This window comes from Embleya sp. NPDC008237 (assembly GCF_042956465.1).
In the GTDB taxonomy this organism is placed as follows: Bacteria; Actinomycetota; Actinomycetes; order Streptomycetales; family Streptomycetaceae; genus Embleya.
In genome coordinates, this window is sequence record NZ_JBIBGL010000005.1 from 51,935 (window position 1) to 74,716 (window position 22,782).

Annotated in this window: 22 protein-coding genes and 1 riboswitch; of the genes, 9 read left to right on the forward strand and 13 right to left on the reverse strand. The window is 72.3% G+C overall.

What is annotated here, in order from left to right; genetic code table 11:
• The first annotated feature begins 96 nt into the window (after positions 1–96).
• From ACFZBU_RS14075 to ACFZBU_RS14090, 4 genes are all read left to right on the forward strand, one after another.
• A complete protein-coding gene (locus tag ACFZBU_RS14075) occupies positions 97–1,362 on the forward strand; it encodes a cytochrome P450 (protein ID WP_391583796.1) in 1,266 nt (421 codons plus the stop codon).
• A 20-nt stretch (positions 1,363–1,382) separates the two neighbouring features.
• The gene (locus ACFZBU_RS14080) at positions 1,383–1,574 is read left to right on the forward strand and encodes a ferredoxin (RefSeq protein ID WP_391584340.1); all 192 of its coding nucleotides are present in this window, start codon (positions 1,383–1,385) and stop codon (positions 1,572–1,574) included.
• A 260-nt stretch (positions 1,575–1,834) separates the two neighbouring features.
• Positions 1,835–2,227 carry a hypothetical protein gene (locus ACFZBU_RS14085; protein WP_391583797.1) on the forward strand — a complete coding sequence of 131 codons (393 nt, stop codon included), beginning with the start codon at positions 1,835–1,837 and terminating at the stop codon, positions 2,225–2,227.
• A gap of 112 nt (positions 2,228–2,339) precedes the next feature.
• Complete coding sequence (locus ACFZBU_RS14090) at positions 2,340–2,573, forward strand: hypothetical protein (protein ID WP_391583798.1); 234 nt, start codon at positions 2,340–2,342, stop codon at positions 2,571–2,573.
• Between the two features lie 293 nt (positions 2,574–2,866).
• On the opposite strand, the gene ACFZBU_RS14095 is transcribed toward ACFZBU_RS14090, so the two are convergent.
• The gene (locus tag ACFZBU_RS14095; protein WP_391583799.1) at positions 2,867–4,126 is read right to left on the reverse strand and encodes a glycosyltransferase 87 family protein; all 1,260 of its coding nucleotides are present in this window, start codon (positions 4,124–4,126) and stop codon (positions 2,867–2,869) included.
• Between the two features lie 392 nt (positions 4,127–4,518).
• Between ACFZBU_RS14095 and ACFZBU_RS14100 the strand changes: the two genes are divergently transcribed.
• Both ACFZBU_RS14100 and ACFZBU_RS14105 read left to right on the forward strand, forming a co-directional pair.
• A complete protein-coding gene (locus ACFZBU_RS14100) occupies positions 4,519–4,845 on the forward strand; it encodes a nuclear transport factor 2 family protein (RefSeq protein ID WP_391583800.1) in 327 nt (108 codons plus the stop codon).
• A gap of 104 nt (positions 4,846–4,949) precedes the next feature.
• On the forward strand, positions 4,950–5,480 hold the full coding sequence (locus tag ACFZBU_RS14105; RefSeq protein WP_391583801.1) for a hypothetical protein: 531 nt from the start codon (positions 4,950–4,952) through the stop codon (positions 5,478–5,480).
• 209 nt (positions 5,481–5,689) lie between these two features.
• Here the strand turns inward: ACFZBU_RS14105 and ACFZBU_RS14110 are convergent, their stop codons facing one another.
• Positions 5,690–7,003 (reverse strand): alpha/beta hydrolase family protein, encoded by a 1,314-nt coding sequence (locus tag ACFZBU_RS14110; RefSeq protein WP_391583802.1) that lies wholly within the window; start codon positions 7,001–7,003, stop codon positions 5,690–5,692.
• Positions 7,004–7,280: 277 nt separating this feature from the next.
• Here ACFZBU_RS14110 and ACFZBU_RS14115 point away from each other — a divergent pair, with 277 nt between their 5' ends.
• A complete protein-coding gene (locus ACFZBU_RS14115; protein WP_391583803.1) occupies positions 7,281–8,654 on the forward strand; it encodes a cytochrome P450 in 1,374 nt (457 codons plus the stop codon).
• Positions 8,655–8,697: 43 nt separating this feature from the next.
• On the opposite strand, the gene ACFZBU_RS14120 is transcribed toward ACFZBU_RS14115, so the two are convergent.
• On the reverse strand, positions 8,698–9,306 hold the full coding sequence (locus ACFZBU_RS14120; RefSeq protein WP_391583804.1) for a hypothetical protein: 609 nt from the start codon (positions 9,304–9,306) through the stop codon (positions 8,698–8,700).
• Positions 9,303–10,229: an oxidoreductase gene (locus tag ACFZBU_RS14125; RefSeq protein ID WP_391583805.1), complete on the reverse strand. Its 927-nt coding sequence runs from the start codon at positions 10,227–10,229 to the stop codon at positions 9,303–9,305. Before ACFZBU_RS14125 ends, ACFZBU_RS14120 begins: the two co-directional genes overlap by 4 nt.
• Positions 10,230–10,299: 70 nt before the next feature.
• Here ACFZBU_RS14125 and ACFZBU_RS14130 point away from each other — a divergent pair, with 70 nt between their 5' ends.
• Together ACFZBU_RS14130 and ACFZBU_RS14135 are read left to right on the forward strand one after the other, a co-directional pair.
• Positions 10,300–11,289: a DUF5937 family protein gene (locus ACFZBU_RS14130; RefSeq protein WP_391584341.1), complete on the forward strand. Its 990-nt coding sequence runs from the start codon at positions 10,300–10,302 to the stop codon at positions 11,287–11,289.
• Positions 11,290–11,457: 168 nt separating this feature from the next.
• Positions 11,458–11,520: riboswitch (guanidine-III (ykkC-III) riboswitch) on the forward strand.
• Between the two features lie 14 nt (positions 11,521–11,534).
• Positions 11,535–11,849 carry a DMT family transporter gene (locus ACFZBU_RS14135; RefSeq protein ID WP_391583806.1) on the forward strand — a complete coding sequence of 105 codons (315 nt, stop codon included), beginning with the start codon at positions 11,535–11,537 and terminating at the stop codon, positions 11,847–11,849.
• Positions 11,850–12,009: 160 nt separating this feature from the next.
• On the opposite strand, the gene ACFZBU_RS14140 is transcribed toward ACFZBU_RS14135, so the two are convergent.
• From ACFZBU_RS14140 to ACFZBU_RS14180, 9 genes are all read right to left on the reverse strand, one after another.
• The gene (locus tag ACFZBU_RS14140) at positions 12,010–12,333 is read right to left on the reverse strand and encodes a putative quinol monooxygenase (protein WP_391583807.1); all 324 of its coding nucleotides are present in this window, start codon (positions 12,331–12,333) and stop codon (positions 12,010–12,012) included.
• A gap of 92 nt (positions 12,334–12,425) precedes the next feature.
• Positions 12,426–13,262 carry an SMP-30/gluconolactonase/LRE family protein gene (locus ACFZBU_RS14145; protein ID WP_391583808.1) on the reverse strand — a complete coding sequence of 279 codons (837 nt, stop codon included), beginning with the start codon at positions 13,260–13,262 and terminating at the stop codon, positions 12,426–12,428.
• Positions 13,263–13,510: 248 nt separating this feature from the next.
• The gene (locus ACFZBU_RS14150; RefSeq protein WP_391583809.1) at positions 13,511–13,954 is read right to left on the reverse strand and encodes a GNAT family N-acetyltransferase; all 444 of its coding nucleotides are present in this window, start codon (positions 13,952–13,954) and stop codon (positions 13,511–13,513) included.
• A gap of 47 nt (positions 13,955–14,001) precedes the next feature.
• Positions 14,002–15,609 carry a glycoside hydrolase family 13 protein gene (locus ACFZBU_RS14155; protein ID WP_391583810.1) on the reverse strand — a complete coding sequence of 536 codons (1,608 nt, stop codon included), beginning with the start codon at positions 15,607–15,609 and terminating at the stop codon, positions 14,002–14,004.
• A 103-nt stretch (positions 15,610–15,712) separates the two neighbouring features.
• A complete protein-coding gene (locus tag ACFZBU_RS14160) occupies positions 15,713–16,564 on the reverse strand; it encodes a sugar ABC transporter permease (protein WP_391583811.1) in 852 nt (283 codons plus the stop codon).
• Positions 16,561–18,186 carry an ABC transporter permease subunit gene (locus ACFZBU_RS14165; RefSeq protein WP_391583812.1) on the reverse strand — a complete coding sequence of 542 codons (1,626 nt, stop codon included), beginning with the start codon at positions 18,184–18,186 and terminating at the stop codon, positions 16,561–16,563. Before ACFZBU_RS14165 ends, ACFZBU_RS14160 begins: the two co-directional genes overlap by 4 nt.
• A gap of 23 nt (positions 18,187–18,209) precedes the next feature.
• Positions 18,210–19,475 (reverse strand): extracellular solute-binding protein, encoded by a 1,266-nt coding sequence (locus ACFZBU_RS14170; RefSeq protein WP_391583813.1) that lies wholly within the window; start codon positions 19,473–19,475, stop codon positions 18,210–18,212.
• A complete protein-coding gene (locus ACFZBU_RS14175) occupies positions 19,472–20,944 on the reverse strand; it encodes an alpha/beta hydrolase (protein ID WP_391583814.1) in 1,473 nt (490 codons plus the stop codon). Before ACFZBU_RS14175 ends, ACFZBU_RS14170 begins: the two co-directional genes overlap by 4 nt.
• The gene (locus tag ACFZBU_RS14180) at positions 20,941–22,686 is read right to left on the reverse strand and encodes a glycoside hydrolase family 13 protein (protein WP_391583815.1); all 1,746 of its coding nucleotides are present in this window, start codon (positions 22,684–22,686) and stop codon (positions 20,941–20,943) included. Before ACFZBU_RS14180 ends, ACFZBU_RS14175 begins: the two co-directional genes overlap by 4 nt.
• Positions 22,687–22,782 lie beyond the last annotated feature (96 nt).

A 22,782-nucleotide genomic window follows, 5' to 3' on the forward strand; every position in this document is an offset into this window, starting at 1 on the left:
ACGCGATCGGCCCAACCCAACCTCCCGATCACACCTGCCGATCACGCCGATCACGCCCAACCATGCCCAATCCGCGCCAAGGCTGCGAGGGGATCGATGAACGAGACCGCTGCAAGCTTCCGGACCGGACAAACCCCATCAACCCCAACCTCCACCCCAACGCCGACCCCAGCCCCCACCCCCGCCTTCCCGAGCAACCGCACCTGCCCCTACCGACTCCCCGAGGACTACACCAGGCTGCGCGACGAACCGGGTCCGTTGCAGCTGGTGACCCTGTACGACGGCCGTCCCGCCTGGGTGGTGACCAAACACGAGGCGGCCCGCAGGCTGCTGGCCGACCCGCGGTTGTCCTCGGACCGCGCGCACGCCGCCTTCCCCTCGACCTCGCCCCGCTTACGGGCGCTACGCGATCGTCCCGCGGGATTCATCAGCCTCGACCCGCCCGAACACGGCCCCCGACGCCGGATGACCATCTCCGAGTTCACCGTTCGGCGGATCAAGGACATGCGCCCGGACGTCGAGCGCATCGTGCACGGCGCGATCGACGACCTGCTGGCCGCCGGTCCACCCGCCGACCTGGTCTCCCGGTTCGCCCTGCCGGTGCCCTCGATGGTGATCTGTCGATTGCTCGGCGTCCCCTACGCGGACCACGACTTCTTCCAGGACGCGAGCCGGCAACTGCTCCAGTCCACCGAAGGGGCCGACGCCCGCGCCGCGCGCGACCGGCTCGAACGCTACCTGGACGGGCTGGTCACCGCGGTCGGGACGAAGCCCGGTCCGGGCCTGCTGTCCACCCTGGTCGGCGAACAACTCGCGACCGGCGCGATCGAGCGGGAGGAACTGGTCTCCACCGCGATCCTGCTGCTGGTCGCCGGCCACGAGACCACCGCGTCGATGACCTCGTTGAGCGTGATCACCCTCCTCGAACACCCGGACCAACACGCCGCGTTGCGCGCCGACCCCACGCTCGTGCCGGGCGCCGTCGAGGAACTGCTGCGCTACCTCGCCATCGCCGACATCGCGGGCGGTCGGTTCGCGACGGCCGACATCGAGATCGACGGGCAGCTCATCCGGGCCGGCGACGGGGTGATCGTCACCAACTCCATTGCCAACCGCGACGGTTCGGTGTTCGAGGATCCGGACACCTTCGACGTGCACCGCTCGGCCCGCCATCACATCGCCTTCGGCTACGGCGTACACCAGTGCCTCGGGCAGAACCTGGCCCGCCTGGAACTCGAGGTGATCCTCACCGCCCTGTTCGAACGCATTCCGACCCTGCGCCTGGCCGTCCCGGTCGAGCGACTGACGCTGCGCCCGGGCACCACCATCCAGGGCGTCAACGAACTCCCGGTCACCTGGTGAGCAGCGCGAAGGCGGCCGGCATGCGCGTCACCGCCGACCGCACGGTGTGCGTAGGCGCCGGCCTGTGCGCCCTGACCGCCCCCGAGGTCTTCGACCAGGACGACGACGGCCTGGTCACCGTCCTGGTCCCCGATCCCGCCGCCCCGCTGCACCGGGCCGCCCGCGAGGCCGGCCGACAGTGCCCCTCCGGCGCCATCCGCACCATCGAATAGCCGCCCCGGGACCGGCCCGCGCGCGGCCGGTCCCGGCCCTACACGGCGACCCTGCGGAACGGGTGGCGGAGGTGCCCGGGCAGCGCCCCGGGCTGCCCAGGCACCCACCGATCGGAGTCGCCACCGCCGCGCACGACCTCTCCCTCAGGGTCGTGTCGGTACGACGAGGGGGTGTTCGTCGGCCGGCGAGGCTACGACGCCGCTCGCCTGGAAGTCGCCTTCCCGTTCGGACACTGCCTGTCCTGCACCACCGGGTCAGCATGTCCTTGACCGCCTGCTCCATGTCGATCGAGCGGCCGTTCAACCACTGCGACCGGATGCCGTCCGCGAGCGCGATCGACAACACCGCGAGCCGCTCCGGCGGAATCGCACTCGCGATGGCGCCGTCCCGGATCCGCTGCTCCATCACGCTCAGCACCGACTGCCACGCCCGCGGATACCGCTCGGCGAAGAACGCGTGCGCCGGATGCTCGGGGTCGCTGCCCGCCGCGGCCATCGACACGTACAGCTCGATCAGGCCCGCCGCACGCGCGCCCGCCCGGACCGTCTCCAGATGCGGATCGGGCCCCTCGCAGCCCTCCCACAACCGGCGACTCTCCTCGTCACGGGCCCGGAGCACCCGGGTGAGCAGGTCCTCCTTGGACGCGAAGTAGTGCATCAGGCCGGGCAGGGCACGTCGGTGGTGCGAGTGACACAAAGGCAGTCGATCGGATGGTGTGCCGGCATACGCCGTTGCGGCCGGCGGCGGGGGCTCGTTGATCCGTCATGACCACATCCGCGTCGCTCGACGAGGCATTGGGCACACTCGCCACGGCAATCGAGGACATCCTCGACCTCCTCGCGCCCTCCGCCACACCCGAGCCCGTGCCGGAGCCGGCGCCTGCTCGCCCCCGCACCCACCCCGACGGCCCCGGGCAGGCCGTACCGGTACTGCACCTGGACCCCGGAATCGACCCGGACGCCCTCGTCCAAGCCCTCCGACACGCCCTGCAGCAGTAGCCGGCGGACACCGACATCGCGCCCGTGTCGCGCGAACCCGCGACATTCACACGGCATTTGATGGCGTCGGCGGACGAACTCTCGACCGTCACCGCTCCCAAACCGCCGACGGCCCCACCGAGGCGCGGAACCCTCGTGCCGAGGCGCCGAGTTCGCAGGCAGCGGCGATGCCAGCGCGCCTGCAACCCCCGGTCGCGCACGCGCAGCGTCCGCACCCGGTCGCGCACGCGCAGCGGCTGCGCCGCGCGTCGCGCACGTGCATCGGCCGCGCGGACCGCTCCTCGCCCGCCCGGTCAGCCGAAAAGCGTCGACGAGGCCGCCGCCTGCCTCGACGGCTCGGGTGCGGGGCGTGCGGCCACGAGCAGGAATGCCACGCCGAAGGCCACGTAGCAGGACGAGCGCAGCAGTTCGAAACCGGTCAGGTGCCATTCCTGACCGGGCAGGTGCGGTACGGACCAGACCAGGAAGCTCGGGAAGACGATCAACCCAGCGGACAACAGTGTCTCGCACCGCCGATGCGGACCCCGCGCTCTCGCCCACAGCAGGATCGCGATCGGCACACACCACACCCAGTGGTGGCTCCAGGAGATCGGACTGGCGAGCAGCCCGGCCACCGCCGCCGCAGGCAGCCCCCACGCGTCCCCGCGCCGACGGTGGGCGAGCACGGCGCACAGCATGCCGAGCACCCCCACCGCGACGATGGTCGCCGTCCCGCCGATACCGGGGTCGAACAACCGGGTCACCCGGGTGAGCAGTCCACGCACCGACTGATTGGCGGCGTTCTCCACCCGTCCGACTCGTTCGGGGTCGAACACCAGGTCGGTCCAGAATCGCCGGGTGGCCCCGGGCAGGATCACGGCCGAGAACAGCACGGTCCCGGCCGCGGTGCCGATGGCCGTGAGCGCCTCCCGGCGGCGTCCGGTGAGCAGCAGGTAGACGATGAAGACCGCCGGGGTGACCTTGATGCCGGCCACCAGTCCCAGGCCCACCCCCCGCAGGCGCGCGCCGGCCGGCCGGGTGAAGTCCCACAACACCACGGCCAGCACCGCGAGGTTGACCTGCCCGTAGCGCATCGTGGTGAACACCGGCTCGAACCAGATGGCGAAGGTGGTCGCGGCCGGAACCACCCAAGGGCCCAGGCGACGCCCGTCCGGGTCCACCAGGCGCATCGAGAGCCGAACCACGACCGCCACGAGCAGCAGGTTCGCCGCCACCCCCAGCCCGAGCAGCAGGTCCGCGGGCAGGTAGGTCAGCGGGACGAACAACAGGGCGGCGAACGGCGGATAGGTCGCCCTGAGTCCGTGCGGCGTGTCGAGCGGGCCGTACAGGTCGATCCCGTCGCGCACGGCCAGCCCCTCCACGCGGTAGACCACCAGGTCGACCATCGAGGGGTGGCTGAGGTGGCGCACGAGCAGGTACACGCCGATCGACGCGGCGCAGGCGAGCGTCCACAGGCACATCCGGCGCGCCTCGGGCGATCCGGCCGGCGCGTCGCCGAGCGGGCCCCGTCGCCGCACGCGGGATCGGCCGCCGAACCCGGTGGGGCGTCTCATGCGACGACGCTAACCCGCGCATCGGCCCGTCCCCGGCGCTTGCGGTGCGGCCATCAAGGTGGTGTCGAGCGCTCGGCCGACACCACCCGTCGGATCGGCGGCCGCTGTCGAACCGCCCGACCGGCTGATCACCGCGAACGGCGTTCGACCACGCCGACGCCCCGATGCTCCGCGGCCGCAGGCCCCGCAGGCCCCGCGACCCCGCGACCCCGCGACCCCGCGACCCCGCGACGGGCACCCTGACACGCCGTCCTGCGGCAAACGGGTGAGGGTCGGCGTCCCCGGGCCGGCCGTGTTGTTCCCTGGTGAGGCACCACCCCGCGCACGACGTACGGAACACACGCACGCCGAGCGCTCCTTCGCTCCTTCGCTCATCCGCCCAGGAGGCCCCCGTGAGCATCGCCCCCGGCAAGTTGTCCGAACCGGCGGTCGGCGCGTTCGTCGCCGCCGTCAACGCGCGCGACAAGGACGCCTTCACCGCGCTCCTGACCCCCGACGCGACGATGTCCGACGACGGCTCGGACCGCGACCTGCAGGACTGGGCGGATCGGGAGATCTTCTCCTCCAACGGCCACATGGACGTGGTGACCGAATCCGACGGCGGACGCACCCTGATCGTGGGCTACCGCAACGACACGTGGGGCGAGATGCGCACCACCTGGCGCTTCACCGTCACCCCCGACGGGCACATCAGCCGCTTCGAGACGGGCCAGGCGTAGGTCCTCGACCGCAGGGGGGTGGCGTGCCCGGCCCGCCGGCGACCCCTTCGACCCGTGACCACCCGCCGGATCCGGGTTCAAGCCGACGCGTACGCCGAGCCGCCATGAGCCCCGAAGCCGACGAGCGCGGAAAGGCGTTGCGCCGGGAGATGTACGCCACCGGCACGGCGCGGCGCAACGCTCTCGCGCTGATGTCCGGCTGCTGCCTGATCCTCATCCCCTGGACCGGCTACCTGCTCGTCAGCCTGCCGATGCACTACGAGGCGCGCCGGTGGCGGGACGCGTGGGCCGGCTTCGACGTGGGCCTGCTCGTCGCGTTGGCCTGCACCGCGTACTTCGGGTGGCGGCGTCGCCAGGCACTGATCCCCGCCGCCCTGATCACCGCGACCCTGCTGGTCTGCGACGCGTGGTTCGACGTGATGCTCGCGTGGGGTACGCCCGACCTGCGGCTGAGCATCGCGTCCGCCGCGCTGTGCGAACTGCCGCTCGCCGCGTTCCTGGCCACCCGCGCCCGTCGGCTGCTGCGCTACACCCTGCGGGCGCACTGGTACCGACTCGGTCTGCCGGGCGAACCGCCTCCGCTGTGCCGCCTCCCGCTGTTCGGCCTGCCGGGCCCCGACGACCGCCCGGAATAGCGCCGCCGCACACCTCGGGCCGATCGGCCGCGCACGGTCCCGGCGCATCGGTCGGGAAATCCGCGTCGAGGCATCGCTGTCGTGCCATCAGGCCGGCCCGACCGGCAGCCGAGCCGGGCAGCCCGAGGGAACAGTCCCTTCGCCTCCTCGGCACGCTGTCCGCCGCGCCTGCGACCGGAGCCTGACGCCGACCGCGATCCGACGGCGGGTCAACCGAGTTCGCGGAACCAGCGGACCACGGCGGCGGTGCCCAGGCGGTTGGAGTCCGAGTGCGTCACGTCGGGCCCGAAGCGGGTCACCCGGACATCCGTTCCGGACGCGCGCAACGCGGCCCGACAATGCGCCGTGTTCGCGGGTGCGGCCTCCCGGTCGTCGACCGCCACGTACAACCGCACCGGCACACGCGGACGCCAGTCGGTGCACACCGAGTCGGTCTCCCGCAGCGCGGCGGCGAACGCGCCGGTGGGTCGCTCCAGGAGGTCCCGACCGGGCCCGGTGAGCAGGCCGTCGATGTTCGCCGGGGTCCCCTCCAGGATCTCTCCGGGCCGGTGCGAGCCGTCCAACAGGCCCTCGATGGTGTCCGCGTAGGGGGACCGGAAGACGTCGGCCGGCCGGTCGTAGACGTGGTGCAACCGGTTGTAGGAGACCAGGAGCAGGCTCGCGTAGATCACGCTCGCCTTGTCGTCCAGGTCGCCGCGCAGCAGCGCGGGCAGTTCGGCTCGGCGGAAGTCGTAGGCACCGCTGATCGGGGCGATCGCGCCGACCCGGAACCACGGGTCCGCGCCGGACCGGAGCGCCCGGGCCAGGCCGAGCGCGGCGGAGGCGCCCTGGGAGAACCCGCTCACGTACACCTCCCGGGCCAGGCTGCGCCCCTGCCCGGCGGCGAACCGCCGGGCCGCGCGCAGCAGATCCAGCGAGGCGGTGGTCTCCGACGGGATGTCCATCCACGGATGTGCACCCGGGCCCTCGCCTTGGCCGAGGTAGTCGGGCATCGTGGCGGCGAAGCCGGCCGAGGCCAGGGTCAGCGCCGGCGCGATGCCCCACGTGTCGTCCGCGGTCGACGGCGCGTCGGCCCGGTACAGCTCGGTGCCGTGCGTGAACGACACCGCGCGCAGCCGCCGTTCGTCGTTCACCGGGAGTGCGAGCAGGCCGGTGGCGGTGGTGGGTCGACCGGTCGCGTCGATCGTGCGATAGACCAGCCGGTACAACCGCACGTCGTCGCGGACCGTACCGAAGTCCCAGCCGTCGCGCCCGAGTTCGTCCCGAGCCTGCCCGGCGGTCACGGTCCGCAGCGGCACCGCGTCCACGAGCGCGCCGCGGTCGCGGCCCTCGCTGGCCGCGGCGGGCGGCGGGGTCGAGGCGTCGGCCCGGGCCGTCGCGGCGACGGGCACGGTGAGCACACCGGCCAGGGCGAGCGCCACCGTGAACCGGCGGGCGAGCGCGCCGGCGATGATGGTCGGGGCACCCCGGAGGGGTGCCGTACGGGTGTTCCTGCCTCGGGTGTCGAACCCTCGCGTATCCATGCCTCGACGCTAGGGATCGGGGACGCCGGCCGACATCCGGGCACCGGGTGCATCCGCCTCCGCGCGTCCCGGGTGTCGCCGGTGGGGCACCCCGGGTTGACACACGTATCGATGTGTGCCGCCGTGCGGCGACCTCGTCGGCCGGCCCGACACGCCCTCGATCCGGGAAACCTCCCCCCGCGTTCGGCCCGGCGCTGCTGGAATGGAACCGGACACCGCACGGGACCACGGCGGCGGGCAGCGAATCGGCGCCGCGCGGCAGGCGAGGGAGCGACCCATGACGACCGCACATCCGCCACGCCCGTCGTCGACCCCACCCGCATCGGCGGCCCGCTCCGGCCGGGCCCCGGGCGCGTGGCCCGGGCTGGGTCATCTCCCGCACCTGCTCCGCGCACCGCTGCGCTTCCTCGGCTCGCTGCCCGCATACGGGGATCTGGTGGAGATCCGGCTCGGCCCACGCCCGGCCTTCGTGCTGTGCCATCCCGAACTCGCCCGGCACGTCATGGCCGACGGCCGCACCTTCGACCGCGCCGGACCGCTCTACGAGGGTTCGCGCGCCGCGCTGGGCAACGGCCTGGCCACGTGTCCGCACGGTGACCATCGGAGGCAACGGCTGATGATGCAGCCCGCGTTCCGCACCGAGCACCTGCCCGGCTACGCCGACGCGATGCAGCGCGAGATCGGCGCCGCGCTGGATCGCTGGCGGCCGGGCCGGGTGGTCGACATGGTCGACGAGATGTTCGCACTGACCACGACGGTGGCCGTGCGTACCCTCTTCGGCGCCGGTATCGCCGATCGTGACATCGCCGAACTGCGCGACAGCCTGGACACCTTCCTCAAGGGGGTCTATCTGCGCGCCCTGCTGCCCGCCGTCGACTCCCTGCCCACCCCGGGCGCCCGGCGCTACACCCGTGGCCTGGCCACCTGGCGGGCGCACGTGAGGCGGATCATCGCCGCGCGGCGCGCCGCCGACCCCGACGACCGGGATCTGCTCGGCCGGCTGCTCGCCGCCCGGGACGAAGCGGGCGGGGCGATGTCCGAGGCGGAACTGCACGACCAGGTCGCCGTGTTGATCCTGGCCGGCGCCGAGACCACGTCGTCCGCACTGGCCTGGGCGCTGCACCTGATCACCACGCACCCCGAAGCCGAGGAAGCCCTGCACGCCGAGGCCGACACCGTGCTCGGCGGACGCGCGGCCGGCCCGGACGACCTGCCCCGGCTGCCCTGGACCGGCCGGGTGATCCGCGAAACGCTGCGCCTCTACCCGCCGGCCTGGGTGCTCCCGCGCACCGCCACACGCGAGATCGAGGTGGCGGGCCGCCGACTGGACGCGGGCAGCACACTCGTGTTCAGCCCGTACATCCTGCACCGCCACCCCGGGTTCCACGCCGAGCCGGACCGGTTCCGGCCGGAACGCGAACACGCCGACGGCATCGGGCCGCAGACTTGGTCGCGCAGTTCGTTCGTGCCCTTCGGCAGCGGTCCGCACAAGTGCATCGGCGACACCTTCGCGCTGACCGAGGCCACCCTCGCACTGGCCTCGATCGCGTCCCGCTGGCGATTGCGGCCGGCCTCCGCCGCTCCGGTCCGGGCCGTCCCACGCAGCGTGCTGACCCCGCGTGCCCTGCCCATGCACCTGATCCGCCGCTGACTCGGCCACACCCGAACTGCCGGACCGGATCCGGATCCACCGCTCAGCCGTGGGCGGCGACGCACTCCCCCACCGGGTCGAACAGCAGCGTCCAGTTGCCCGGCACGCGCCGTACGGCGGAGCCGAGATGGAACCGGACCACCGTCCACTCGTCCGGCCGCGCCGGCGCACCGTGGGCCCGGACCACCTCCAGGGCGTGGTCCAGGGCCTCGATCTGGTCCTCTTCGTCGAACCCCAGTCGCGTGTACGCCCGTTCCACCTCCGCGGGCTTCGACAACGACTCGTCCCACCCGGCGACCGCGTCGAGCAGGTACAGCACATGGCTGCCGGGCAGCGGTAGTTCGGCACGCAGTCGGGCCGTGTCGAACTCCCGGTCCGCGTCCTTCGCCACCAGGTCCGAGCCGTGCACCGCCCACGCCACCAGGTCCGCCCAGTAGTCGGGTTCGTGCCGTCCGTCGATCTGCCGGATGTGCTCGCTCGCGAACGCCGCCATCGTGTCCGGGTCGTCGATCAGCGGCGAGACGACCATGTCGCTCCGGCCGTCGAAGCCGAAGAAGTAGCGTTGTCCGTCGAGGACGAGCGACTCGATGCCGGCCACGTGGCCGACCCGTCCGGGCAGCGGGTCGAGGTGCTTGGCGGGGTCGGAATTCATGCCGACGACGGTAGCGGGGAGCGCCGGTGCAGGTCGTCCAGGGTCGCCAGGTCGGCCGCGGTCAGACGCAGCGCACCGGCGGCCACGTTGGAGACCAGGTGGTCGGGATTGCCGGTGCCCGGGATGGCCAACACGTGCGGCCCCTGATGCAGCGTCCAGGCCAGCCGCACCTGCACCGCGCTCGCGTCGTGGGCGCGCGCCACTTCGAGGACCTCCGGCGCCTCGGCGCCGACGTTTCCCCTCTCGCGTCCGGTCCCGGCGATCGCGTAGAACGGCACGAACGCGATGCCCTGTTCGCCGCAGTCCCGGACGAACTCGTCCTGATCGGCCCGGATCCCGAGGCCGTACTGGTTCTGTACGCAGACCACCGGTGCGATGGTCCGCGCCTCGGCGAGTTGGTGCGGGTGGATGTTGGAGACGCCCAGGTGCCGAATCAGGCCGGCTTCGCGCAGTTCGGCCAGTGCGCCGAAGCGCTCGGCGATCGAGTCGGTGCCCAGGATCCGCAGGTTCACCACGTCGAGGTGGTCGCGGCCGAGCTGGCGCAGGTTCTCCTCGACCTGGCCGCGCAGTTGGCCGGGCGTGAGCGCGTGCGGTGCCCAGTGGCCCGCCGCGTCGCGGCACGGGCCGACCTTGGTGGCGATCACCAGGTCGTCCGGGTAGGGCGCGAGCGCCCGGTTGATCAGTTCGTTGGCGGAACGCAGCGGGGAGAAGTAGAAGGCGGCGGTATCGATGTGGTTCACCCCGAGGTCGACCGCGCGGCGCAGCACCTCGATCGCCCGGTCCCGATCGCCGGGCACCGCATCGACCGCGAATGCCTTGCCCTCCTGGGGCAGGCGCATCGCCCCGAAGCCGATCCGGTTGACCGTCAGGTCGCCGAGCGTCCAAGTACCCGACGCCGCTGCGGTGATCGTCTGTGAAGTCATGTCCGCATGATCGCGGCGAACTGGGCTGATGGCCATCGATTCAGATATGTGCGAATCCTCGGGAGTGGCATTGCCGGCGGAACTGGCCTTCTCTGCGGGCGATCTGGCCCGGATGCGGTTCGCCGTCTCGCCGATGTGGGAGGTCGGCCCGAGCTTTCGGCTGCTGAGTTCCGGCGTCGCGCATCCGGTGCACCGGCCCTGGATCGAGCAGGTCCGCCCGCGGCTGACGGCCGCCGGGCTGGACCGGGGCCGGCTCGCCGAACTGATCCCGCCGTCGGGCTACGTTCCCGACTTCCTCAACCCGACGCCCCCGGGGCCGGCCCCCACCCTGGCGGCGGAGTTGGCCGGGATCGTGGCCGCCCCGGTCGCCGCGGTGCGCCGTGATCTGGACCGGCTGCGACACGAGCGGGGTGGGCTCGGCCCCAGGGCCGAGGCGCTGTACGCCGACCCTCGCGCCCGGCTGGTGCGGGTCGCGGAGGAGATCGAGGTCTATTGGCAGTTGGCGCTCGCGCCGTACTGGGCGCGGATCCGGGAGGTGCTCGACGCCGATGTCTTCCACCGGGCCCGACAGGTCGCCGAGCGCGGCGCGGGTCGAGTCCTCGACGAGCTGCATCCGTCGATCAGTTGGCACGACGACGCGTTGCGGCTGGCCCGCCGCGAACGGACGCTGTCCCGACGGACGGCGGGCGCGGGGCTGCTGCTGATCCCGTCGGTGTTCACCGGGCCGGATCCGTTCACTCGGGTGAACCCGCCGGAGCCACCGCAACTGGCCTATCCGGCCCGGGGCATCGGCGCGTTGTGGACCCCACGCCCGGTCACCGGGACCGGCGCCCTGGCCGCCGTCCTGGGCCGTTCCCGAACGCTGCTGCTGACCGAACTGCACACCCCGGCCTCGACCACCGAGTTGGCCCACCGGACCGGCCTCTCCCCGGCCGGGGTTTCCCAACAACTGACCGCCCTGCGCGACGCGGGTCTGGTCACCGCCCACCGGGTGGGTCGCACGGTCCTGTACGCCCGCACCTCGACCGCCGAATCCTTCCTCACCTCGACGCCCCGCTGATCGCGCGGGCACCTCACCGGCACCCGGCGGCGACCGTGGGTGATCGGCTTCGACCGGGTCGCCGCGCGGGCGGCGGCCACGCGGTGACCCACACCACCGGAATCGACCGCCCGGAGGGTGGACGATGCCCGAATTTTGTGCGCCGAGAGGGGCGTGCGAGAGTGGTTCACGGAGCCCGAACAGGCTCCCGGACGAGGCACGCCGTACCCGGTTGAGACAAGACGGTGTCAGGGAGCGTGCCTGTCATGGCTTGGATCGTCCTGCTCATCTCCGGTGTCCTGGAAGCCGTCTGGGCGACGGCACTCGGCAAGTCCGCCGGGTTCGGCAAAATCGTGCCGACCATCGTGTTCGGCGTCGGCTTGACCGCCAGCATGGCGGGCCTGGCGTACGCACTGCGCACCCTGCCGGTCGGCACCGGCTACGCGGTGTGGGTGGGCATCGGTGCCGTGTTGACCGTCACCTACGCGATGCTCTTCGACGGCGAGGCATTCTCCGTCGTCAAGCTGCTCCTGCTGGCCGGCATCGTCGGCAGCGTGGTCGGCCTGAAGGTCCTGCACTAGGCGCCCGCAGGCGCGCCCGGCACCCCGTCCTGCGCCGGTCCGCGGTGCCGCCGGGCAGGCGATCGGGCCTCGCGCTACGGCGAGAGTCGGCCGGCGACCCGGCGGGCCGATGCGATCCGGCCCGCCCCGGCCCGACCCGGTCCGGTTCGGTTCGGTTCGGTCAGTCGATCTGCAGTTCACCCATCGCACTCCACCCGTTCGCGTCCGGGATCACCGTGCTCACGATCTCGGGCGTGTGCCGGACCAGTGGACGGAACCGCTCCAGGGCCGCCTTGAAGTGGTCGGAGTTCACGTGTGCCGCCGCCGCGTCGTCCCGGAACGCCTCGACCAGCACGTAGGTGTTCGGGTCCTCCAGGCTGCGCGACCACTCGAACCACAGGTTGCCCGGTTCACCCCGGGTGGCCTCGGTGAACGCCGCAGCGTGCTCGGGCCAGTCGTCGGCGTATTCGGGCTTCACCGGAAACTTCACCACGATGAAAATCATTGGGTAACTCTAGGTCATCACACCTGCCCACAGGGGCGCACAGGACCGATCCCGACGGTCGCGTCCGTCCCACCGGGCCGACCCGCCCGCCCTCACGGGCCGGCCGCCGGCACCGCGACGAGTCGACCGGTGCGCGGGCCGCCCGTCGGGTCGTCCATGCCGCGCCATTCGGTGGCGGCGACGAACAACGTCCCGCCGTCGGCGCCGCCGAGCGCACAGGAGAAGCAGCCCCGGTCCGACTCGATCCTGCGCAGCACTTCGCCGCCCTCGCGCACCCGCACACAACACTTGTTCGGCACGTCCGCGTACCAGACGGCGCCCTCGGCATCGACGCAGATTCCGTCCGGAACCCCGTCGCCGAGGTCCGCCCACACTCGGCGCCCCGACAGCCCGCCGTCGGGTGCGATGTCGAATGCGGTGAGCCGGTTGCCGTACGACTCGGCGACGATCAGCGTCGAACCGTCCGACGTCACCGCCATGCCGTTGGGGAAGACGACGTCCCCGGCCACTCGGCGGGCCGAGCCGTCCGCACCGATCAGCGCGACGAACCCGGGCCGGAACGGCTCGCCCGCCGCCATGTCGAACCCGATCGCGTTGACGTACGCGTGGCCGCGCCCGTGCACCACGATCTCGTTGAAACCGGTCCCGAGCCCGCGCAGATCCGCGTGGGTGGCCAACGATCCGTCCGCTTCCAGGCTCACCACCCGCGCCTCGGCGGACGAGACGATCAGCAGGCGCCCGTCCGGCAGCCAGTCGATGCACATCGGCATCGACGGAAACGGCACCCCCACCACGACCTCCCCGACGCCGTCGGGCCCGACCGCGACGATCTCCCGGGCACCCCAGTCGCAGAACCACACCCGATCCCGATGCCACCGCACCGACTCGCCGAAGACGATGTTCTCCCGCAGGACGGTCCACTCGGACATGAGCCACGACCCTTCGTCGACCCCGAGGCGCCCACCGCCGCCGCCGACGGCGGATCCTTCGCCTCATGGGGTAGACCCGAGCGCACCCGAAAACTCATCGCCGCCGGGTCCCGCACCTCGCGGAGCCACGCCCGGCCCGGCGAACACGGCCGTGGGGCAGCGCACGAAGCCGACCGCCGAGGTCCCCGACCCACGCCACGCACACGAGGCACGGCGCCGGGTCGGGGCACGGCGGGGCCCGGCGGTGTTCAGCCCAGGCGCTTGGCGAAGATGTACTCGGTACTGCCCGGCGGGTAGTCCGGCACGGTGCCTACGAGTTCGTAGCCCTGTTTCCGGTAGAACCCCGGCGCCTGGAACTCCCAGGTCGCCAGGCGCACATGCCGGCAGTCGCGCTCGTTCCGCGCGGTCTTCTCGGCCCGGGCCAGGAGTTCGGCACCGAGCCCGGTGCCGCGCCGGGTCGCGTCGACCCACAGGAGATCCACGTGCAGCCAGTAGGCCCACGTGTATCCGGCCAACCCGCCGACGATCGTGCCGTCGTCGTCGAGGGCGAACAGATGCAAGGCGACGTCGTCCTCGGCATCGGTCCCCTGCAGCCCGGCCAGGTGTGGCGACGCCGCCACATTCGTCGCACCGAGCTGCCGTCCGAGCCAGGCCCGGCGATCCGCGTCCACCTTCGTTTCGAACTGCACCACACGCTCAGCCTAGGCCCCCGGACGTCCTCCTCGCATCGGGCCCGGCCTCAATCGCCGTCCACCGCGTACCAGACCGCCGTGTCCGCGGGCAGTACGCCGCCGCCCGGCAATTCCGCACTGGCCAGCAGCACCGTGCCGTACTCCGGCAACGGCACCGGCTCCGGGCCCGGGTTCACCGCGCAGACCAGCGATCGCCCGCGGCCGAAGACCAGCGTGCCCGCGGGCGCGTCGAGCCGGCGCAGCCCGGCGCCGTCGCCCGACTCCGGGTGCGTGCGCCGGATCGCCAGCGCGGAGCGGTACAGCGACAACGTCGACGCCGGGTCGTCCCACTGCGCCTCGACGCTCAACTCGCGCCACTCGGGTGGCTGCGGCAGCCACGGGGCCGCGCCACCCGGCGCACCGAATCCGTACGGGGCGCGCTCGCCCGACCACGGCAGCGGCACGCGGCACCCGTCCCGGCCCCGTTCGGTGTGCCCGGACCGTACCCAGCGCGGGTCCTGGAGCACGTCGTCGGGCAGGTCGAGCACCTCCGGCAGGCCCAGTTCCTCGCCCTGGTACACGTAGACCGAGCCGGGCAGCGCCAGCGTCAGGAGCGCGGCCGCCCGAGCCCGCCGCAGGCCGATCGTGCCGCCGCCGTAGCGCGTCACATGCCGTTGCACGTCGTGGTTGGACAACACCCAGGTCGCGGGCGCGCCGACCGCGGCGGCGGCGGCAAGCGAGGCATCGATCACCTCGCCCAGCGCATCGGCGGCCCAATCGGTGCCCAGATAGTGGAAGTTGAAGGCCTGGTGCAGCTCGTCCGGGCGCACGTAGCGTGCGGTGCGCTCGGGGCCGGGCGTCCAGGCCTCCGCGACGGCTATCCGGGCGCCGGGGTACGAGTCGAGGATCCGCCGCCAGGAGCGGTAGATCTCGTGCACACCCTCCTGGTCGAAGAACGGGAGTTCGGCGCTCCCGAGCAATTCGATGCCCGCGCCGGTGCCGATGTCCGGCAGGCCGGGGGCCTTGATCAGACCGTGCGCCACGTCCACCCGGAACCCGTCCACGCCCAGGTCCAGCCAGAAGCGCAGGATGTCCTCGAACTCGGCCCGGACCTCGGGATGTTCCCAGTTCAGGTCCGGCTGCTCGGGGGCGAACAGGTGCAGATACCAGTCGCCGTCCGGCAGCCGTGTCCAGGCCCGCCCACCGAACACCGACTCCCAGTCGTTGGGCGGGTGTTCGCCGTGCTCGCCGCGGCCGGCCCGGAAGTGGTAGCGCTTCCGGGCGGCCGAGCCGGGACCGGCCGCGAGCGCCTCCACGAACCAGGCGTGCGCCTCGGACGTGTGATTGGGCACCACGTCGACGATCACCCGCAGGCCGTGCGCATGCGCGTCGCCCACCAGCGCGTCGGCGTCCCCCAACGTCCCGAACAGCGGGTCCACGGCCCGGTAGTCGGCCACGTCGTAGCCGTGGTCGGCCTGTGGGGAGGCGTAGAACGGGGTGAGCCACACCGCGTCCACACCCAGCGCGCTCAGATAGCGCAACCGGCTGCGGACCCCGGGCAGGTCGCCGATTCCGTCGCCGTTGCCGTCGGCGAAACTGCGCACGTACACCTGATAGATCACCGAATCGCGCCACCAACCGGTGGTCGTACGGGAGTTCGTGGATGTGACGGTCATCGATGAGCATCCTTCACTGGAATCGGGCAATGGGTACGAGGACACCGGGCCGGGGGTCGCAGGCGGACCGCCGCGCCGCGGCCGGCCGGGCGCGGGCGGGACCTCAGCTCTTCACCGCCCCCGCCGTCAGCCCGCCCACGATGAACCGCTGGAGGAACTGGAACAGCACCAGCACCGGGAGCGCGGCGATCAACACCCCGGCGGCGAACACGCCCCAGTTCCGGCCCACTCCGTACGAGATGAAGTGGTAGAGCCCCACCGCCAGGGTCTGCTTGTCCGGGTCGTTGAGCACCAGACTCGCGATCACGAAGTCGTTGAGCGTCGCGACGAAGGACAACAGCGCCACCACGGCCAACACCGGTGCCACCAGGGGCAGCACGATCCGGAAGAACACCTGTGCGTGGGATGCGCCGTCGATCCGGGCGGCCTCGTCCAGGTCGCGCGGCACGGTGTCGAAGAAGCCCTTCATCAGGTAGGTGTTCACTCCCAGCGCGCCGCCGAGGTAGATCATCACCAGGCCCAGCCGGCTACCCAGGCCGATCACCGGGAACACGTCGTCGAACGTGGACAGCAGCAGGAACAGCGCTACGTATGCGAGTAGTTGCGGGAACATCTGGACCAGCAGGAGCGTGGTCAGTCCGGCCTTTCGCCCCCGGAAGCGGAACCGGGAGAACGCGTAGCCGGCACACGCGCCCAGGAACACCGACCCGAGCGCGGTGGCCAGGCCGACCGCCATCGAGTTGACGAACCACTTGCCGAACGGATGCAGCGGGTCGTCGAACAACTCCCGGTAGTGCGTCCCGGCGGTGTCGGCGAACAGCTCGTTGGAGCCGGTCAGGGTGCCGCTGGGATTCAGCGACGCGGACAATACGAACACCAGCGGGAAGACCGCGACCAGCACCGCGAGGACGCCGACCAGGTGCCGCCATCCGATCCGGACGAACCAACGGATCATGTCTGCTCCTCGAATGCGCGGCTGCGACGCAGGCCGATGACGGAGATTGCGGCGACCACCACGAAGATCAGGATCGAGACTGCGCAGGCCATGCCGTACTGGCGGTTGCTGCCGCCGAAGGCGAGCTTGTACACGAGCGAGATCAGCAGGTCGGTGGAGCCGACCTCGATCGGGGCGTCGGGGTCCTTGGGCCCGCCGCCGGTGAGCATGTAGATGACGTTGAAGTTGTTGAAGTTGAAGGCGAAGGTCGCGATCAACATCGGGGTGACGGCGGTGAGCAGCAGCGGCAGCTTGATGTGCCGCAACACCTGCCGTCGCCCGGCCCCGTCGATCCGGGCCGCCTCGGTGACCTCGGTCGGGATCGCCTGGAGCGCGCCGGTACAGATCAGGAACATGTACGGAAAACTGATCCAGACATTGACCGCGAGCACGCTCAGGCGGGCCAACCACGGGTCGGTGAGCCACGGGATGTGCGCGTCGCCCAGCAGCGAGACGTTGACGTAGCCATAGTCGGTGTTGAGCATGCCCTGCCACACCAGTGCGGCCAGGAAGGCCGGGAAGGCGTAGGGCAGCATGATCAACGAGCGGTAGATCCGGTGCCCGCGCAGGCGTTTGCCGTTCAGCACGGTCGCCAACACCAGGCCGATGGCGAACGGCAGCGCGACCGAGATGCCCGCGAAGACGAAGGTCCACACCAGCACGCCCAGGAACGGGCCGCGAATGTCCTCGTCGGTCAGAATGCGTCGGAAGTTGTCCGGGCCGACGAAGACCTTCCAGCCCGGACTGAGCCGGGTGCCGTCCGGCGCCGCGAACACGCCGTCCGAGGTGGGCCGGTAGACGACGCCGCCGGCCCGGTCGGTGATCGTGTCCGCGCCGCGGTCGTAGACGAGCGTGGACCGGTAGGCGGCGGCGCTGATCCCGTCGGCGGTGCGCAGGCTGCCGCTGTTCGGGTCGTCCGTCACCGGCACCCGCAATTCGCTGATCTCCTTCTGTCGGCCCGCGATCCCGCTGTACGTCAGCGCATCCCAGCCGGGCGCGGCGACCGCGCGGCCGGCCGCATCGCGGACGGGTTGCTCGACCGGCTCCAGCGGATGGCCCGACCAGCCCAGGTGCACGCTGCGGTCGGGTCGGGTCACCAGCAGGCCGACCCGGTCGCCGCGCACGACGACCGAGGCGGGCTGCACCGGCGAGTCGGGGACACGGGTCTCGCTGTGCGCGAGGATCGCCGCGACCGCGTCGGGTTTATCGCTGTTGTGTCCGTCACCGTAGTTGGTGAACGCGGCGACACCGGTGTACAGCACCACGTACACCTGGTAGACGAGCAGCAGCGCGATGCCGGGTGCGAGGTACTTGGCCGGCACGTGCCGCTTGGTGGCGTAGACGACGTTCACCGCGACCGTGCCCACGAGCAGGGCGCCGAACATCCACCACGAGCGTTCCGCGGCCAGGGCGAGCAGCCCGTGGACCGCGAGGGCGTCGACGACGGCGAGCAGGACGATCCGGACGGCGAGGCCGCCGAGTCCGCGGTGGCGGGCCGGGGTCGGCCGGCGCTCGCCCGATGAGGCCCGGGGCCGCCGGCCCGGTGGGCCGGGTGGCGGCTGGGTGGGCAGGGTCTGGGTCACGGTGTCTCCTCGTCCGCTCCGCGTCAGCCGGCGGCGATCTTGGCGCGGATGCGGCCGGCCATCGCGGTGGTCAGCTCCGCCGGGTCGCCGCGGCCCTGGACGATGGCCAGTTGGGTGAGGCCCCAGTCGGCCCAGACGCTGTCCATGGCGGGCAGGTTGGGCGTGGGCACGCCGGTCTGGGCGGCGCGGGCGAAGCCGGCCACGACCGGGTCGTTCTTCACCTGGTCGAGCACGGCGGTGGTGGCCGGGACCCGGCCGCCGGTGTCGTACAGCGCACGCTGGGCCTGCGCGGTGGACAGGTAGTTCAGCACGAAGTCCTGGGCCAGGATCGGGTTGGCCGACTTGGCCCCGACGAAGAAGCCCTGGACGCCGACGAACGGCCGGGCCGGCGCGGTGTCCGCACCTGGCACCGGGTCCACCGCGAACGGGACGTGCGCGGCCTTGAAGGTGGCGGCGTCCCACGGGCCGGCGAGCAGGAAGGGGGTCCGGCCCTTGAGGAACGCGTCGGTGGCGATGTCGGCGGTGAGCGAGGTGGAGATCACCCCGTCCTTGCCCAGCCCGCGCAACCAGGAGGCGAAGCGCAGGCAACCGGGGCTGTCCAGTTCGAGCTTGGCCGGGTCGTAGGCGCCGTCCGGCTCGGTGCCGAACACCCGGCAGTCGAACGAGGTCTGCAACGGGTAGAGGTGGTAGGGCGATCCGCTCTTGGGATCGACCGGCACCGCGACCGGCAGCTTGGCCTTGCCCTCGTCGACCAGGCGCCGCCCGGTGGCGAGCAGTTCCTCGAACGAGGCGGGGGCCTGCGGCGCCAGTTCGGTGTTGCGCAGCAGCGCGATGCTGTCCACCGCGTAGGGCAGCCCGTAGGTGCGACCCTCGTAGCGCATCGCCTCCAGTGCGACCGGGGAGAACGCCGCGGCGCGGTCGCCCGGTTCCAGCGGCGCCAGGACGCCGTTGTGCACGAGCTTGCCGAGCCAGTCGTGCGGGCCGACCACGACGTCGGGGCCCTGCCCGGTGGGGGCCTGGGACACGAAGTCGTCGCGGATCTCGCCCAGCCCCTTCTGCACGACCTTGACCTTGACGCCCTTGTCCCGGGTGAACGCGGCGGCGATCTCCTGGAGCGGCTTGGCCCGGGCGTCGTCGGCCCACACGGTGAGCGATCCGGTGGCCGCGGCCGGGCCGGACGCGGCGGGGGCGGTGTTCTTGTCGCCGTCACCGCTGCCACCGCCACCGCCGCATGAGGTGGCGAGCAGCGTCGCGGCGAGCACGGCCGGAAGCAACAGGCTTGATCTCACTTGGTTTCCTCCTCGGGGGTGCTCGCGTCGGCGTCGCCGGCCGGCCGCGTGTGGATGTCCGACGCCTGCTCGGCGTTCGGGTCGCTCCAGGCCGGCACGTGCAGCCGGATCTGCCGGTCGCCGTCGTGGTGGAACGGGTCGCGGATAGGGATGCCGTCCTCGTCCAGGCCGTCGCAGCGCCAGCCGCGCCCGACCGCGCCGTTGAGTCCGACGCCGCGCGGCAGCCGCCAACTGCCGTGGTACGTACCGGCGGCCACGCGTGTGGTGACCAGGCCGGAGTAGTACACGGTCTCCTCGGGAGGCAGGTCGGCCGCGGTGGTCAGGGTGACCTCCAGGAGCGCGTCCGCGCCGCCCTCGACCACCTCGATCGTGCCGTGCGCGGTGTGCCCCTCGGCGGTCGCGGTCAGTTCGACCACGCCGGGGCGTACCGGCGCCACCCGAGCCGGGCCGAGCGCACGCAGCGCGTCGGCCGGCGTCCAGGACGATGCGGCGCCGAGCACCGAGTACACGCAGCCGTCGGCGCGCACGCCCACCGGCGCCACGCTCGCCTCCGCCTGCCCGGTGGCGAGCACGACCCGCTCGGGCAGCCGCAGTTGCGTCAGCGGCGCGTCGGGGTCGCCGAACAGGTGCAGCAGCGCGCTGCCGACCCGTTGGGCCCACGCGCTCTCGTGGTGCGGAGCCTGTGGATCCTCGTGGAAGCGCACCTCGCGGTCCGGCACGTAGCCGAGGTCGGTGATCAGGTGCTCGACCAGGTCGCGGGTGTGCCGGACGGTGATCAGGCCCTCCATGCCGCCGATGTCGGCCCAGATCCGGGCCGGCCCACGGGCGTTCTGCCGCCGGTGGACCGGTGTCTCGTCGAGGGTGACCGGGTCGACGAAGACCAGGAACGGCGAGAGCACCCCGAGCAGGCCGAACACGTCCGGGCGACGGAACGCCAGGTGGTAGCTGACCAGGCCGCCCATCGAGGAGCCGAGCACGGCGGTCGCGGCCGGGTCCTCGGTGACCGCGTAGCGGGCCGCGATCAGCGGGCGCAACTCCTCGATCAGGAAGCGCTCGTACAGGTCGCCGCGGGCCAGTGCGCGCGGGTCGCGCGGGTAGGGCACGTGGTGGCTGTACTCGGCGCCGCGCGAGTCGCGACCGTTGTCCACGGCCACCGCCACCAGCGGCGGCAGCAGGCCGGCGGCGATCAGCCGGTCCAGCGTCTCCTCGACCCGCCAGCTGGGTTCCGGGCCGGTGCGGGCGAACACGTGTTGTCCGTCGTGCAGCCACACCACCGGGTAGGGCCCGGCGAGCGGGTCGTAGCCGGCCGGGAGATACACGTGTACGTCGCGGGTGTTGTCCAGGTGCGTCGAGCGCACGTCGGTCAGCGTCTCGATCACGCCGGTGCCGGCCGAGGTCGCGGGCATGTTCGGGTGGTCTCCCGTCTCGGTGGGGGATGCGGGCGGGCCGGCGGGGGTGGGTCGGGTCACGGCTGCTCCACCCGCCAGACGTGGAAGGCGGGTCCGTCGCCGGGCAGCGGTTCGCCCGGGCGCAAGTCCGGGCCGCCGGTCAGACTCCGCGCCGCCACCGGCGCCGCGATCGGGCTGTGCCCGGCCCGGTTGACCTGGATCAGCAGCGTCTCCTCCGGCAACCACCGCTCGTACAACACGGTGTCCGCCGCGCAGTGCAGCCAGCGCAGGCCGCCCGCGCGCAGCGCACGATGCTCGCGGCGCAGCGCGATCAGGTCGCGATAGGTGCGGTGGGTGTCCCGGTCCCAGCGGGAGGAGTCCCACGGGAAGGGCCGCCGGCCGTCCTCCAGGTGCACGCCCTCCACGCCGACCTCGTCGCCGGCGAACACCATCGGCAGCCCGGGCAGGGTGAACATCAGTGCCGCGCCCAGGTGTTGGTGGTCGCGGCCGGCCATCGAGCGGAACCGCTGGGTGTCGTGCGAGTCGAGCAGGGTCAGGTTGTGGGTGTACGAGCGCCACGGCAGCAGTGCGGCGAAGTCGCGCATGACGGCGGCCAGATCGGCGCCGCCGTAGGCGGGGATCGGGCCGGGCACGCCCCAGAACTCGGTGAGCGGTGCGTCGGCGAGCCAACCCCAGACCGGGCGGGTGAAGCCGGAGTAGGCCATCGTGCCGTGCCAGCCGTCGCCGCGCAGCGCGGCGGAGGCGTCGTGCTGGTGCTCGGCGAGCAGCAGCGCGTCCGGCGCGGCGGCGGCCAGCGTGGCCCGGGTCGCGCGGGCCACCTCGGCGTTGCGGTCCTGGGTGCCGTAGCGGCCGGCGGACTGTGCGACGTCGATCCGCCAGCCGTCCAGGCCGAAGTCGCGCGGGTATCGGGCGACCACCGAGTCGGGCCCCTCGTACAGCCGGGCGCGCAGCTCGGCCGAGGCGTGGTCGAATTTGGGCAGCGTGTCCACGCCGCAGAACGAGGCGTAGCGGCCGCGGTCCCGGGGGTCGAAGTAGTAGAAGCCCGCCTCGACGGAGTCCGGTTCGGCCTGTCCGCGGCGGAACCACTCGTGTCCGTCCCCGGAGTGATTGAGCGTCAGGTCGCCGAGCACCCGCATTCCGCGTCGGTGCGCCTCGGCGGTCAGCGCGCGCAGCGCCTCGTCGCCGCCGAGCATCGGGTCCACCCGGTCGAAGGTGGTCGCGTCGTAGCGGTGGTTGGAGCGGGCCGGGAAGAACGGCGTGAGGTAGAGGACGTCGGCGCCGAGGGCCTGGATGTGGTCGAGCCGGTCCAGGACTCCCCACAGGTCGCCGCCGTACATCTGTTGCAGTGCGCCGGGGGTGCCCCAGCCGACCGGTTCGTCCCACGCGGCGGGGCGGGCCCAGTCCGGCATGGCCGCGTCGCGCTGCCGGGCGGAGCGGGCGAAGCGGTCCGGGAAGATCTGGTAGACCACCGCGTCGGCTGCCCAGGCGGGTGGCGCGGGGTGGGTGGTGAGCGTGAAGTCGCCGGTGTCGGGCACGTCGCGCGCGGCGATGCCGGCGCCGGTGAGCCAGCGGTTGCCGTCGGGGGTGTCCAGGAGGAAGCGGTAGCCGAACTCGGTGCTGCCGACCTCGACGCCGACCCGCCACCAGGTCTCGTCGCCTACCACCCGGTCCACCGTCGCCTCGGTGAACACCGGTTCGCCGTCCAGCTTGGTGCGCACGTGCACGCGCCTGGTGCCGGCCGCGCTGCGAGTGCGGACGAAGAGCTCGACCTGCTCGCCGGGTTCCGGCGACGGGTTGCTCACGTATCCCGGCGAACCGTCGTGATGTGCCACTGTGTTACAGAGTGTTTCCGGTGGGTGCATGGTGTTTGCGACTCCGAAACGTGCCGTTCATCAGGT

What these genes read in the sequence shown, in the direction of transcription:
- ACFZBU_RS14075 (WP_391583796.1), top strand. Translation starts at nt 97, where the DNA reads ATGAACGAGACCGCTGCAAGCTTCCGGACCGGACAAACCCCATCAACC.
- ACFZBU_RS14080 (WP_391584340.1), top strand. Translation starts at nt 1,383, where the DNA reads ATGCGCGTCACCGCCGACCGCACGGTGTGCGTAGGCGCCGGCCTGTGC.
- ACFZBU_RS14085 (WP_391583797.1), top strand. Translation starts at nt 1,835, where the DNA reads ATGTCCTTGACCGCCTGCTCCATGTCGATCGAGCGGCCGTTCAACCAC.
- ACFZBU_RS14090 (WP_391583798.1), top strand. Translation starts at nt 2,340, where the DNA reads ATGACCACATCCGCGTCGCTCGACGAGGCATTGGGCACACTCGCCACG.
- ACFZBU_RS14095 (WP_391583799.1), bottom strand. Translation starts at nt 4,126, where the DNA reads ATGAGACGCCCCACCGGGTTCGGCGGCCGATCCCGCGTGCGGCGACGG.
- ACFZBU_RS14105 (WP_391583801.1), top strand. Translation starts at nt 4,950, where the DNA reads ATGAGCCCCGAAGCCGACGAGCGCGGAAAGGCGTTGCGCCGGGAGATG.
- ACFZBU_RS14110 (WP_391583802.1), bottom strand. Translation starts at nt 7,003, where the DNA reads ATGGATACGCGAGGGTTCGACACCCGAGGCAGGAACACCCGTACGGCA.
- ACFZBU_RS14115 (WP_391583803.1), top strand. Translation starts at nt 7,281, where the DNA reads ATGACGACCGCACATCCGCCACGCCCGTCGTCGACCCCACCCGCATCG.
- ACFZBU_RS14120 (WP_391583804.1), bottom strand. Translation starts at nt 9,306, where the DNA reads ATGAATTCCGACCCCGCCAAGCACCTCGACCCGCTGCCCGGACGGGTC.
- ACFZBU_RS14125 (WP_391583805.1), bottom strand. Translation starts at nt 10,229, where the DNA reads ATGACTTCACAGACGATCACCGCAGCGGCGTCGGGTACTTGGACGCTC.
- ACFZBU_RS14135 (WP_391583806.1), top strand. Translation starts at nt 11,535, where the DNA reads ATGGCTTGGATCGTCCTGCTCATCTCCGGTGTCCTGGAAGCCGTCTGG.
- ACFZBU_RS14140 (WP_391583807.1), bottom strand. Translation starts at nt 12,333, where the DNA reads ATGATTTTCATCGTGGTGAAGTTTCCGGTGAAGCCCGAATACGCCGAC.
- ACFZBU_RS14145 (WP_391583808.1), bottom strand. Translation starts at nt 13,262, where the DNA reads ATGTCCGAGTGGACCGTCCTGCGGGAGAACATCGTCTTCGGCGAGTCG.
- ACFZBU_RS14155 (WP_391583810.1), bottom strand. Translation starts at nt 15,609, where the DNA reads ATGACCGTCACATCCACGAACTCCCGTACGACCACCGGTTGGTGGCGC.
- ACFZBU_RS14160 (WP_391583811.1), bottom strand. Translation starts at nt 16,564, where the DNA reads ATGATCCGTTGGTTCGTCCGGATCGGATGGCGGCACCTGGTCGGCGTC.